16 protein-coding genes are annotated in these 13401 nt (G+C 35.8%); 10 read left to right on the top strand and 6 right to left on the bottom strand.

The genetic code is table 11. The annotated features are described in order from the left end of the window. Nucleotides 1–5 precede the first annotated feature (5 nt). Complete coding sequence (locus GR160_RS03125; protein WP_160748371.1) at nt 6–1073, bottom strand: branched-chain amino acid aminotransferase; 1068 nt, start codon at nt 1071–1073, stop codon at nt 6–8. A 202-nt stretch (nt 1074–1275) separates the two neighbouring features. Between GR160_RS03125 and GR160_RS03120 the strand changes: the two genes are divergently transcribed. Both GR160_RS03120 and GR160_RS03115 read left to right on the top strand, forming a co-directional pair. Further along, a complete protein-coding gene (locus tag GR160_RS03120) occupies nt 1276–1953 on the top strand; it encodes a DUF4920 domain-containing protein (RefSeq protein ID WP_160748370.1) in 678 nt (225 codons plus the stop codon). Nucleotides 1954–2048: 95 nt separating this feature from the next. Beyond that, nucleotides 2049–2519, top strand: a complete 471-nt coding sequence (locus GR160_RS03115; protein ID WP_160748369.1) for a hypothetical protein — start codon at nt 2049–2051, stop codon at nt 2517–2519. Between the two features lie 123 nt (nt 2520–2642). Here GR160_RS03115 and GR160_RS03110 read toward each other — a convergent pair whose 3' ends face one another. After that, nucleotides 2643–3026 (bottom strand): MazG nucleotide pyrophosphohydrolase domain-containing protein, encoded by a 384-nt coding sequence (locus GR160_RS03110; protein WP_160748368.1) that lies wholly within the window; start codon nt 3024–3026, stop codon nt 2643–2645. Nucleotides 3027–3100: 74 nt separating this feature from the next. On the opposite strand from GR160_RS03110, the gene GR160_RS03105 reads away from it, so the two are divergent. The 8 genes from GR160_RS03105 to GR160_RS03070 all read left to right on the top strand — a co-directional run bounded on the left by GR160_RS03105 (nt 3101) and on the right by GR160_RS03070 (nt 10893). Beyond that, nucleotides 3101–3295 (top strand): hypothetical protein, encoded by a 195-nt coding sequence (locus GR160_RS03105; protein ID WP_160748367.1) that lies wholly within the window; start codon nt 3101–3103, stop codon nt 3293–3295. Nucleotides 3296–3395: 100 nt separating this feature from the next. Further along, on the top strand, nt 3396–3860 hold the full coding sequence (locus tag GR160_RS03100; protein ID WP_160748366.1) for a hypothetical protein: 465 nt from the start codon (nt 3396–3398) through the stop codon (nt 3858–3860). A 9-nt stretch (nt 3861–3869) separates the two neighbouring features. Next, entirely contained in the window at nt 3870–5651 is a 1782-nt protein-coding gene (locus GR160_RS03095; RefSeq protein ID WP_160748365.1) for a sensor histidine kinase, read from the top strand. Then, the gene (locus tag GR160_RS03090; protein WP_160748364.1) at nt 5648–6259 is read left to right on the top strand and encodes a response regulator transcription factor; all 612 of its coding nucleotides are present in this window, start codon (nt 5648–5650) and stop codon (nt 6257–6259) included. Before GR160_RS03095 ends, GR160_RS03090 begins: the two co-directional genes overlap by 4 nt. Before the next feature lie 280 nt (nt 6260–6539). Beyond that, nucleotides 6540–7130, top strand: a complete 591-nt coding sequence (locus tag GR160_RS03085; protein ID WP_160748363.1) for a penicillin-binding protein activator LpoB — start codon at nt 6540–6542, stop codon at nt 7128–7130. Between the two features lie 27 nt (nt 7131–7157). Next, entirely contained in the window at nt 7158–8990 is a 1833-nt protein-coding gene (locus GR160_RS03080; RefSeq protein WP_160748362.1) for a COG3014 family protein, read from the top strand. 9 nt (nt 8991–8999) lie between these two features. Next, nucleotides 9000–9383 carry a hypothetical protein gene (locus tag GR160_RS03075; protein ID WP_160748361.1) on the top strand — a complete coding sequence of 128 codons (384 nt, stop codon included), beginning with the start codon at nt 9000–9002 and terminating at the stop codon, nt 9381–9383. Nucleotides 9384–9516: 133 nt separating this feature from the next. Beyond that, nucleotides 9517–10893, top strand: coding sequence for a hypothetical protein (locus GR160_RS03070; protein WP_160748360.1), 1377 nt, complete (start codon nt 9517–9519; stop codon nt 10891–10893). A 27-nt stretch (nt 10894–10920) separates the two neighbouring features. On the opposite strand, the gene era is transcribed toward GR160_RS03070, so the two are convergent. The 4 genes from era to GR160_RS03050 form a co-directional block, all read right to left on the bottom strand. Then, the gene (gene era, locus GR160_RS03065) at nt 10921–11805 is read right to left on the bottom strand and encodes a GTPase Era (RefSeq protein WP_160748359.1); all 885 of its coding nucleotides are present in this window, start codon (nt 11803–11805) and stop codon (nt 10921–10923) included. 223 nt (nt 11806–12028) lie between these two features. Then, nucleotides 12029–12316 (bottom strand): hypothetical protein, encoded by a 288-nt coding sequence (locus tag GR160_RS03060; RefSeq protein ID WP_160748358.1) that lies wholly within the window; start codon nt 12314–12316, stop codon nt 12029–12031. After that, the gene (locus GR160_RS03055; RefSeq protein ID WP_160748357.1) at nt 12306–12701 is read right to left on the bottom strand and encodes a hypothetical protein; all 396 of its coding nucleotides are present in this window, start codon (nt 12699–12701) and stop codon (nt 12306–12308) included. The genes GR160_RS03060 and GR160_RS03055 overlap by 11 nt, the downstream gene beginning before the upstream one ends. An 11-nt stretch (nt 12702–12712) precedes the next feature. Then, nucleotides 12713–13387, bottom strand: coding sequence for a DUF4145 domain-containing protein (locus tag GR160_RS03050; protein ID WP_160748356.1), 675 nt, complete (start codon nt 13385–13387; stop codon nt 12713–12715). Nucleotides 13388–13401 lie beyond the last annotated feature (14 nt).

Here is a 13401-nt window from a genome sequence, read left to right as displayed (position 1 = left end):
TTTTATTACACTTTTACTGTCCAGCCAAAAGTATCTTCGGCAAGTTTGTGCTGAATGTTCGTTAACTTATCTTTAATTTGAAGCGATAGCGGATTTTCCTGTTTAGGAAGTTCATAATAAACATCCTTGTAGCTAAATCCTGCGATCGGATTTACTACAGCAGCCGTACCTGCGCCAAAAATTTCTTTAAGAGATCCGTCTTTAGCAGCTTCTATAAGCTCTGACACTAATATTGAGCGAACTTCAACCTTAATATTGTCGCGCTCAGCAAGCTCTAAAATACTTTTTCGGGTAACCCCATCCAATATTCTCTCGCTTGTAGGGGCAGTATAAAGGGTATCGTTAATTTTAAAGAAAACGTTCATGGTGCCTGCTTCCTCAAGTTTTGTGTGTGTAGCATCATCCGTCCAAATCACCTGCTGGTATCCCTGCTGGTTGGCAAGACGAGTTGGGTAAAACTGAGCAGAATAATTTCCGGCAGCTTTAGCAGCACCAATACCTCCATTGGCAGCACGGCTGTAATGTTCAGCAATAAGTACTTTAACTTCACCCTGATAGTAAGACTTGGCAGGTGATAATATAATTGCAAATCTGTACTGGGCACTAGGTGCCGCAATAACGCCATGTCCGGTTGCAATCATAAAAGGACGCAGATACAAAGAGTTTCCTTTGCCTTTTTTTACCCAGTCTTTATCTAAACGGATAAGTTCTTTTAAACCTTCGATAAAAATATCTTCCGGTACTTCCGGCATTGCAAGCCTTACAGCAGATTTGTTGAAACGCTCAAAGTTTTTATCCGGCCTGAAAAGCCACACTTCGTCGTTTTCATCTTTGTAGGCTTTCATACCTTCAAAAATTGCCTGGCCGTAATGAAAAACCCTTGATGAAGGATCCATTGACATTGGTGCATAAGGGGTAATAACCGGCGTGCCCCATTCGCCATCCCTGTAGTCGCAATACAGCATATGATCTGTAAAAACATTGCCAAAAGAAAGGTTTTCAAAATCTACCGATTCTATTTTTGATGTTTCAGATTCATTTACTGTAATACTTAATGTTTTGTTTTCGCTCATCAGGGATAATTTTGTAGTTAAAAGTTAGTCGTGTTATGGCAAATTTACTAAAAAATCATGTTAAAGGGCTTTTTGTAAAATAAAAATGAAAATTAAAAAAATAAAGCCTTGAAAATAAGAGTTATAAATAATGAGTAGACATTGTGGGGTTTTAAAGATTTCTATATAAATTTGTCACACCAAATCTAATTTTCGTTAAAAAATGAAAAAAACATTGCTTGTTGGAGCAGCATTGCTAACACTTGCTGCCTGTAAAAAAGAAACTGAGGTTAAAACCGAAAATACTGTTATAGAAACGGCTACAGATACTGTTAGCATTGATACGGATACTATTACTGCAAATGAAACTTCTGAAGTTACTGAACAAAAAGAAGTAGTTGAAGCACCTGAAGCTGTTGAAAAACCTGAAGTTAAAGAGAAAAAAGAAACCGCTTCCAAACCCGAAATAGCTGTTAAAGTTGCTAAGGATGTAAAAGTTGACTATGCATCTTTTGGTGATAAAATATTGGCAGATAAAGCATTGAGCAAAGAACAGATGTTTGCTAAATATAAAGGCTTAAAACCAGGCGATAGTGTTTCTATAAAATTTGCAACAAAAATTAAAGATGTTTGCCAAAAGAAAGGTTGCTGGATGTCTTTGCAGTTACCTGACGAAAAAGAATCGTTTGTAAAGTTTAAAGATTATGCCTTTTTTGTTCCACTAAATGCTGCGGGGCAGGATGCTGTTGTTAGCGGCAAAGCCTTTGTTAGCGAAATATCTGTAGCACAGCTGAGGCATTATGCCAAAGATGGCGGAAAAACCGAAGAAGAGATAAACAAAATCACTGAGCCTAAAAAAACATATGGTTTTATTGCCGATGGTGTTTTAATAAGCAAATAACATATACTGATTTTAGCCACGAATTACACAAATTTTCACGGATCTTACAGCGTGAACAGTGTAAATAATTCGTGGCTAATTATTTTTAAAGATAGATGAAAAACTACATAGGGCTTGCATTAGCGCTTATTTCTATTATTGGTTGCAATAAAAAACAGGAAGCTTCAAATACAGTAACTGCTGAAAAAGACACTCTTCCGGCAACATGCAATAAACCTGCGAAGAAAGAGTTTAAAATGTATGAAATGAGCCAGATGGCCGCTCTCATGGAGCAAATGTATGTAGACAACCAAAGGCTTAAAGAACGTATTATAAAAGGCGATACCATTGGCACTTTCCCTAAGCATATACTAAACATACACTCATCTGCAATGACAGATGAAAGCGATAACGATGCTTTTTTTAAAGAGCAGGCAGCTAAATTTATTAAGGCACAGCAACTTATATACAGCGACCCTGATAATGCAAAGCAACATTTTAATGATGCCGTTTCGAGCTGTGTGCAATGCCATGAGGGCAAATGCGAAGGCCCCATTCCACGCATTAAAAAGCTTTACATAAAATAATTACATGGAATTTATTGCTGAACTGCTTGCAGAAATACTTTTCAATATAGTTTTTTCGGTTGCATTTGCTGTATTGAAAAGTATTTTTGTTGGTTTTAAAAAGATGGTTTACACAGCTACTAATTACTTAAGTATCTCTGTAAAATTTGGTTTAAAATAATTAGGTCCCTTCATAACCTTACCGTCTTCCCTGTAAATAGGCTTACCGTCTTCGCCCAGTTTACTCATGTTGCTGCGCTGAATTTCATTAAAAACCTCCTCTATCTTGTATTGCAGGCCGTGTTCTAAAATAGTTCCGCACAAAATATAGAGCATATCGCCCAGGGCATCGGCAATTTCTACAATATCTTTATTTTTAACCGCTTCAAGATATTCCTCGTTTTCTTCTTTCATAAGGTTATAGCGCAACAGGTTTACGGCATCTCCAAGACAGTCTTTAGGTGTTTCGCTAATGCCCAGTCCAAAAGAGGTATGAAATTCTTTTACGGCATCTAATTGTATTTTCATGGTCTAAAATTTAAGGCTTAAAAATACCCAAAAATACTCCTGCAATAGCTTAACTTTGCAAAAAAGATTTCAACATGTTTAGTACCGGACAACTTGTTTTTGCACTTTGTTTTATTGTAGGCTTTGTTGCCGTAATGATATTTGTATACAGAAAAGACCTTGCCCTGCACAAAAAATATTATAAGGGAAGCTACCGTATACTTATTGCCTTTTTACTTTTTATTGCAGCACTGTTTGTTGTAAAGTTTCTTACTAAAGACAAAGTTTAAACAGCTTATTGATAAATATTTTAAAATCCCCACTATTGGGGATTTTATTTTTAATTTAAGTTGCTGTAATTTGTACTAAACCAATAAAACATTAAATATTATGAAAGTGTACACAGGATTTGGGTATTTTAACCCTGACAAAAAAACAGCAACCGTTGAGGTTTGCCTTCCTCCGGCAAGCCCTGCAACCAATGGATATAAGTATGAATATGTAAACATATCAAATGGCACTTATGATGCCCTTGTGGTATTTGTAAAAAAAGAAACTGATAATGGTGCAGATCTTAGCGGCATTAACTTAAATTATGAAAGTAGAGCAATAGACTTAAAAAATGGCGTAACCACCTATAGTGGAGATAATGGTACCGCACAGGCTTTTACCTACACTAAAAACATTATTTTAATAATACATCATGAAGCTAATACAGCTGTATATAATGATGTTAGCAAGCAACTGTTTGGCAACCTTAATACAATAGCCACTACAGGGACAATAACCATAATTCCCTCAAATACAGCAGACGGCCCTGTCAATACTGGGGTTGGTACGGTAAAAAAACTATAAAATTGATAAATGAAAATAATATTAAGAATTAACCTGCTTACATGCCTCTTATTTATAAGTACGGCTTATTCTCAATATAATTCAAACTTGCTAAAGGCAGAAGAAAAAGCCAATGCTACGGACAATAGCGCGGCATTAAAATTTATAGCAAAAGTAGACACAACAGCCTTATCTAAACCGGATAAGGCTTACTATACTTATGTTAAGGCCAAAATATTAGAAAACTCAGGCAGGGAAGATGAAGCCATACAGCAATACTTTACTGCAAAAAAATTATTTAAAGAGGCAGACAGCATAGAAAAATCTATCGACGTTAATCTTGACATTGTTTATGCTATTGATGGACAAACCAACAACACCGTTGAATATCTGCATTACATAACCGAATATCTTGACTATAATATAAAATATAATGACCCATTTAAAATGGCGCGTGGGTATTCGTATATGGCTCAATATAAAATGCGAAAAAAAGCTTTTAAAGAGAGCCTTAATTATTATTTTAAAGCATTAAATCTTTTTAAAGAAACAAAAAGTGTATACCAAGAAGCTAACGTATATCACAATATCGCTACACTGTATAACGAGCATCTTAGCAAACCTGATTCTGGTCTTTATTATTTAAAAAAAAATGCTGATTTAATACTTCTTACAGATAGTAATCCATATGAATTGTATCATAACTATGTAAATCAGGCATCTTCATACAGGCATTTAGGCAATTACAATAAGGCTATTGAATTACTGCTCAAAGCCGACAAGCTGCCTATTAAAGATAACGTAGATAAGCACAAACAACTACTCTACGAAATATTACACCAAAACTATAAAAGTATAAATGATAATGGCAATGCCTATAAATATCTTTTAAAAGAACAGGAACTTACCAAGAAAATAAACATTACCGAGCAAAATATTGCTATTGGTAACATCAATACAAAATATGAAACTCTTGAAAAAGAGCTTGAAAATAGAGAGCTAAAAGATAAAGACAAAATTAATACAATATTAGTGTACACATTAATTGGACTTTTAACCGCTTCTTTTGTAATTGGGGTTTTGATAGTAAAAAACTCCCGAAGGAAAGAAAAAATATTACATCAGGATAAACTCATCGAACAGCAAAGGTTTGACAAAGCTTTTAAAGAATATGAGCTTAGCAGTATAGACCTTATACTTGAAGGGCAGGAAAAAGAACGTCAACGCATTGCAAACGACCTGCACGACAATTTGGGCAGCATGCTGGCTACCCTGAAACTTAATTTTGAAAACCTCAAAATGCGTAAAAAAGAGACCACTGAGGATGACGCCAAACTTTACGAAAAAACGGATAGCCTTATTGATGAAGCCTACCAAAAAGTGCGCAGGATGGCGCATACAAAAAACGCCGGGGTTTTAGCCAATGACGGTTTAATACCGGCCATAAAAAGACTTGCTGAGAAAATGTCAGTACAGGGAAAACTGCAAATAAATGTAATTCCGTTTGGATTTACAGACAGGTTGGATAATACGCTGGAAATTGCTATCTTTAGGATCGTTCAGGAACTGGCTACCAATATTATTAAACACAGCCAGGCAACTGAGGCAACCATACACTTAACCCAGCACGACTACAATTTGAACATTATTATTGAAGATAACGGTGTAGGTATGGATACCTCAAAAATAAATTTTTCAGACGGCATGGGATTGCACAGCATTACCAAAAAAACTGAGCAGCTCGACGGCACACTTACTATAGACTCAACTCCCGGCAGGGGCACAACCATAATTATAGACCTACCTATATGATACAGCTTGTTATAGCCGAAGACCACCAATCGTTAATTGATGGTTTAAAGATATTTTTTGAATATGAAAACGATATAAAAATTGTTGGCGAAGCTAACAATGGCGAAAGCTTACTTGAAATTGTGCGCAGCAAAAAGCCTGATGTTGTACTTACAGACATCCGTATGCCTAAAATGGATGGTATTGCTGCTACCCGCATTATCAAAAAAGAATTTCCTGCATGTAAAGTAATCGCATTCAGCATGTTTGAACAGGAAGAGGCCATTGTGCAAATGCAGTCTGCAGGAGCATCGGGTTACATACTCAAGAATGCATCATTAAAAATAGTACTTGCAGCCATTAGAGCCGTAATGCGAGGGGAAACTTTTTTTGACGATGCTATTCCTGCCACAAATCATGCTTCCGAAAATGAGGTTCATTTAAGCAAACGCGAAGAAGAGATCTTAAGGCTTATAGGTAAAGGAAAAACTTCTCATGAAATTGCCGAAATACTTTTTATTGGCAAAACAACGGTAGACACGCACCGAAAAAACATCCTTAAAAAATTAAATCTTCAGGGAAAAACAGAATTGCTGCGTTACTCTATGGAAAAAAAATACGAATTTTAGATCACTTTTACATACTGGCACCTTAAAAATACCCAATAATGGGTATTTTTTTTTATTGTAGAATGTCGCAAATTTGCAATGCAAGCTTACTCTGATAAGAGAGGGACTAAAATTTTTATTTTAGTTATTTTGTAGTTGGTTTAGGAAAAAAATACCCTTCGGGGTATTTTTTGTTTATATATATCTTACATGCTGTAAATTGTGGCATGCAGTTTGTAATAACCAAAAATATAACACATTTTTTTAATTACCTTTACATAAATTAACCAATACATCAATCATGAAAAATAGTACAATCGCATTAATGGCTGCCCTTACAATTTCTGTTTCACTAACAAATTGCGGCTCTCCAAAAGTTACACGTGTTAGCGATACAACCGTTACCGACCTTAGCGGACGCTGGAACGAAACAGACTCACGCCTTACTGCAGAAGAAATTACAGCCGAACTTATGGATCATGCATGGTACAGCACTTATGCAGCCGAAAATGCTGGTAAAAAGCCTGTAATAATTGTTGGGCTTATAACAAACAAATCACACGAGCATATAGCTACCGAAACTTTTTCTAAAGATATAGAGAAAGCCATTATTAACTCTGGCCGTATGAAACTGGTACAGGCAGGCAACATGCGCGAAGAAATTAGGGCAGAGAGAGCAGACCAGCAAAACCATGCATCGCAAAGCACCATGAAAAAATTTGGTCTTGAAAACGGTGCCGATTTTATGCTACAGGGTACCATAAATTCTATTACAGACCAAAACAAAAAAGAAAAATCGGTTTACTATCAAATAGATCTTGAGCTTACTAACATTCAAACCAATGATAAAGTTTGGATTGGCGACAAAAAGATCAAAAAAATGATAAAATAGTACAACCAGGCTAAAACATTTTTTTAAATGAAAGCAACCAAAAGAACTGTTGCCGCCTTAATGGCGGCACCCGTATTTTTATTGTTTGCCCTGCAGTCCTGTAGTACTTATAACTTAAAAACTGCCGATATTGAAAACCAGTTGGTTACAGGGCAGTTTACCGAAGCTTCAAAAAGCATTGATGCCAATAAATTTCTTAATAAAAAAAGAAACAGGCTATTATATCTTTTAGAAAAAGGTAAGATGGAACACCTGGCCGGCAATTATACCGAAAGCAACCGGCTTTTTGAGCAGGCCTATATACTTATAGACGACCAGATAAAAACAAACGCCGGGCAAACAGTAGCTGCAAAGTTTACAAACCCAATGGCTGAACCTTACAAAGGAGAAGATTTTGAAAAAGTGACCATACATTATTACATGGCACTCAATTATTTCTTTTTGGGACAACCTAACGAGGCATTAGTAGAGGCAAAAAGGATAAACATTAAGTTATTACAACTTAATGAAAAATATAAAGAAAATAAGAACAAATACACCCGCGATGCCTTTTCGCAAATTTTACAGGGCATTTTGTATGAAGGCACAGGCGATATAAACAATGCTTTTATTGCCTATCGCAATGCCGAAGAAATTTATTCCGGCAGTAATGGCTCTTATTTTGGCGTTGCCATGCCGGAACAGCTAAAAAAAGACTTGCTTCGCACAGCGCGCCAACTTGGTTTTACAGAAGAATATAATGCTTATCTAAAAAAGTATAATATCAAGGCACCAAATTCTACTCCTGTAGCACCCACAGGCGAAGCTATCATTTTTTGGGAAAACGGCCTTGCCCCTGCCAAAGACCAAATAGTAGCCACAGTATCTGGTGCAGGACACTTTTTTTATGCAACCTATATGGATGAGGGCGAAGTGTTCGATATACTTTTACCCATTCCGCTGGGCACAAATGTGGGTACAATAAATGCAATAGCAATACCAAAATACAGAACAAGGCCGAGCTTTTATAACAAGGCTGCTCTTATTGTAAACGGTCAGGAACAGTTTTTTGAAACTTCTCAGGATTTTAATTCGATTGCGCGTCGCTGCCTAAAAGACCGAATGCTCAGGGAAACGGTAGACCTTGTGGTTCGTTTTGCAGCAAAAAAAGGTGGCAGTGCCCTTCTTGCTGCTATTGCCAAAGAAACCCTTGGCGATACAGGCGAAGACCTTGTAAGACTTGGAGCCGATGCTGCCGGTGCACTAACCGAAAAAGCCGATACGCGTAACTGGCAATCACTACCATCTACCATTGGCTACACCCGTGTTCCATTACAGCAAGGCATTGAAAACAAGTTTGTAATTAAAAAGTATGGTCCAAATGGAATTGTTGATAATGACACTATTAGTATTCCTTACGGGCGCGGACTTCAAATTATAAACTATTTCGACCTTGGGCGCACTCAGGTAATACCTAACCAGAATACAACATCCAAACCAGTTGCTTCTAAAGCTGAGCCAATCTCTAAAACTATTGCCGAAAAATATGATAAATGGATTGATGGCGGCAATGGTCTTTCATACAAAGTATCTTACTACAACACCAACAAAGATGATATACAACAATATGGTAAAAAAATAGTTTTTAGATCAGACAGGCCTACTACCATTACGTATGTAATTACAGAAAAACCATATAGTAAAGATCTAAAAGTTGTAACTCTTGATGAGTATGAGAAGCTCGAAGATGAAGGGAAGACCGATAATGCTACATATATGCTAACGGATAAAATAACTCCGGGCAAAGAAATTACAGGATGGTATCCTTACATACACAAAAATCCTGATTTTTATGTAACTATTTTAAAAGTAGAACCTTAAATTGCAGTTATGAAAAAGTTTTTATTCATATCTCTGCTTGCAATGATAGCAAGTATTTCGATGAAGGCACAATCTGCCGGATGGGAAAGCTGGCAAAAAACAAGTTGTTACAGTAAAATATCGTTTCGGCTAAAAGATGAGGGCATGCGTGGGGAACAGCACGTTTGGAAAGTTCAGTTTAAAAATGATTACGAACAGCTCATTTCTTTTAATTATCATGTAACCGATAAAATGGGGCAATACAATACAACAACTCATCGAAAAACCATAATGGGAGGTCGTATAAGCGATGAACTGGAAGTATTCACAAAAGAACAAGATCTCTTTTTATTGGTAGATAAAGTAAGCCTGTCTCCTTATCCTAAAGATTTTGTTGAATGCGACAGCAACTAACACTTGTGTATTAGTAAATTAAATTGTATATTTAAAAGCATCTGTATATTTAAAAAAGGTGTTTATACAATATAAAGTTCCTTGCTTAAATAACAGAAATATTCATAATTTTACGCCACCGTAAATTTCTTACATGAAGATTGTAAAATATATATTTCTGCTTCTGCTTTTGGCTTCTATAGCCACAACCGTATTTATTGCCACTCAGGACGGAAAATATACAATAAAGAGAGAGAAAGTAATAAATGTATCCAGACCCGTGCTCTATAATTATTTAAATGATTATAAAAATTGGGAAAATCTGGGCTTTTTTGCCAATGCCGATACTTTGGCTACTTATAGCTATTCTGATAATTCAGTTGGCGCAGGTGCTACTATGAGCTGGCTAAAAGACGGTAATGGAGGAAGAATAGAAACACTGGAAACTGCTAACAACGACTCTATAAACCAAAAGGCAGAATTAGAAAATCTTGACGCCAATGTTACCTGGATTTTAAAAGACACCCTTAAAAGTACTAAAGTAAAAGTTCGTATTAGCGGAAAACTGACGTTTACACAAAAAGCATATGCCCTCTTAAATGGTGGTACTAACGTAACCATAGATTCTTCTTTAGAAAAAGGACTTGTAAACCTAAATAACTTTTTAGTGAAAGAGGTTCAGAAATTTTCTACCGAAGTTGTTGGCGTAGTAAATAAAAAGGCAACATTTTATTTAGGGACTACTTCTACCCTGCCTATTGCAGATGTAAATAAAAAAGCAATTGGAGCCTTTGATAAATTGTTAGAGTTCTCTAAAGAAAACAGAATCACCGTAACCGGAAAGCCATTCATCTTATATCAAAATATAAATAAAGCTAATCAAACTGCTACCTGCACATATAGCATACCCATTAAAGATGAGATGTACACAGCTCCTGGCAGCGATTATGCAGGAGGCAAATTACTTGCTTTTAATGCGCTTAAAACAACACTTAGAGGAGATTATTCTCATTTACCTAAAGGATGGCAAGCGGCACGCAAGTATATGTCCGAAAAAAAAATACAGGAAAAAACCACTGCTCAATATTTAGAAGTCTATACCAAAGGAGTTTCGCAAACGCGAAGACCATCTTTACTTGTTACTGACATTTATATTCCTGTGGGTGCTCCGGATATTATTGTTACAGATACGTTGATAAAACCGGTTATACCGACGATAGTAACACCTCCAACTGGCTCAACAGCAAAGCCGACAACAACAAATGTAAAACCAGTCATAAATCCTGCAAATAATAAACCTACCAGTTCAACTGTTCCGCTTAAACAGGCAGGCAGTATCCTCGCTAAACCTGCCGGAACTACAACTCATGTAACTCCGCAAAAACAAACTCAGGGCAATACATCAACAAAACCAGCTTCTACTACTCCGGTAAAGCCCTCAACCACAAATCAACCTAAGCCAAAACCAGCAAAAGCAACAACTAAACCCACATCATCGGGTGGAGACGACCTTAACCCTCCGAGGGCATAAAAAAACCTGCAAAAAGCAGGTTTTATATTATTTGTTATTATAACCAAATCGTCTTAGCTGAAAATTATTGCTGCGCCAGTCTTTATTGACTTTTACAAACATTTCTATGTGAATTTGTTTGCCAAAAAACTTCTCAAGGTCTTCGCGAGCCTGTATACCAACTTTTTTGATTGCAGCCCCTTTATGCCCTATAATGATACCTTTTTGGGTATCACGCTCTACCATAATAACAGCGCGAATACGAATGATATTATCATCTTCTTTAAATTCCTCTGTCTCTATCTCTACAGCATACGGAATTTCCTTATCATAATTCAAAAGTATTTTTTCGCGTATGGTCTCGTTTACAAAAAAACGCTCCGGCTTATCAGTTAACGCATCTTTAGGGTAATAAGGCGGAGATTGTGGCAATAATTCAAGAATACGGCTAAACACTTCCTGAACATTAAAATTTTGCAATGCACTTATAGGATATATCTCGGCATTAGGCACTTTCTCTGTCCATAATGCAACCTGTTCTTCAAGCTTTTGCTGGTCGCTGGTATCTATTTTATTTAATAATAAAAGTACGGGAATCTTAGCATGTACTATTTTATTAAAGAAGGCTTCATCTTTAAGTTCCTTCTCTCCTATCTCTACCATATAGATAAGCACATCGGCATCCTCAAAAGCAGATTTCACAAAATCCATCATCGAATTTTGCAACTCATAAGCAGGTTTGATGATACCTGGAGTATCAGACAGCACAACCTGAAAATCATCGCCATTTACAATTCCCAATATACGGTGGCGTGTAGTTTGAGCCTTACTGGTAATTATAGAAAGACGCTCACCCACAAAAGCATTCATAAGAGTGCTTTTACCTACGTTAGGATTACCAATTATATTTACAAAACCTGCTTTGTGCAACATATCTCAAAAGTATTAATGTAAAAAAAGCCACTCATTTCTGAATGGCTTTACTTAGTAGCGGGAACAGGACTCGAACCTGTGACCTTCGGGTTATGAGTTCTATAAGAACCCGAAAACACACGAACTTTGCTATCAAAAGAGGCCAAAACCTTACGGTTAGAGAGGCAATTTCTAAAATGTTATAGTAAAAGTGTTCAGTTTCCTGTTCACGTGACAAAGGTACTTATTTAGAATTTTTAATATTCATTTTTAAATCTTTTTTCAATTTAATTTCTTTTTCTAATTCTATAATCTTCTTTTCCAGACTTTCTCGATTATACTCTTCCTTAAAATAGGCTTCCAGGGCTTCTAAATATATATTCTTCGCTTCCTGGAGTTCTAAGTAGGCGTTCAATTCCATTTCTAAAGCTTTTCTACGGGCTTTCAGGGAAGTAATAAATGCTATCATTACAGCCAATAAAGCGGCTAAGACAGCTAAGATTTCAAGTATTGTCTCCCAATTATCTACCATTTCTTTCGGAATTAAAAATTACAAATTCATTGCCTTCTTTAATGTAATAGATGTATTTGTCAAGTCCTAAAGTCATTATGACAAATACTATTATCAATGTCTGAAAATTGTAGACTGTTTCAATATTTTTATTTTGAGGGACATGACCATATATACCCATCAAAAAAATAATTATTAGAATAAGCACCGCATACATTGAATTAGGCATTCTATTAAGTGAGATAACTATACCAGCAACAAACATCGCTGTAGACATAGTTAAATTACGTTCAGAAATAGGTTCTTTATAAAAGAAAGTTATTAAAAATGGTAGCATTAATAATCCAATATTAAGCAGTAAGCTTAAAAAGTAATTATCCCATTTTTTTCGAGTGTCTTGTGCCATCTTAATTTGTTTTATGGCTTATTGTATGGTTTAATACTATTTAAATAGTGAGCCTTCTTGTATTCTTTATCTAGTTCAGCCAAAACGTAATCAATAAGGTCTTTCAGCATTGTTAAGTCAAATTGCTCAAAAATTTTGTAATAATGAGCATGGTCATTGCCTAACCAAACAGCCCTTTCTAATATGTCTTTTATATCTCCGGTAAAATAATCCTTTAATACTTGTGCTAATGCTTTACCTTTAATTTTTTCGATATCATTGGGAAATTTTGCAGTAGCTAAATCTTTTACTAAATATTCGATAGATTTTCTATAACCCATTCCTGCTATTTCATCTAATCCTGCATTTTCTGCTTGCACACTTTGATTGTAAGTTTTAATAAACTTTGATTCAAGTGTTGAATCGCCTGCACTTTTTAATTGTAATACTGGCTCAGGCCATATACGCTCTTGAGGACAAGAATCTAAGAATCGTATGAAGACAAATTCTGCCCCAATTAATTCGTTTTCGCATACAATAAGTCTTTGACAAGACATATTAGTACATCTCCATAGTGAAATAAGGCTTTCTTTAGAAGAATGTTTTTGTGAACATCCAACTTCAGTACATATTTGAGTTACATAGCAATATGGACATATATTTGGAGCTACAACATCATAATAGTTATTATGCACTAATGAATTCATAATAGAACAATATT

This window comes from Flavobacterium sp. Sd200, from assembly GCF_009826935.1.
GTDB lineage: Bacteria > Bacteroidota > Bacteroidia > Flavobacteriales > Flavobacteriaceae > Flavobacterium.
Note: the sequence above shows the minus strand (reverse complement) of the source record. Positions and strands in the feature narration are given on the sequence as shown.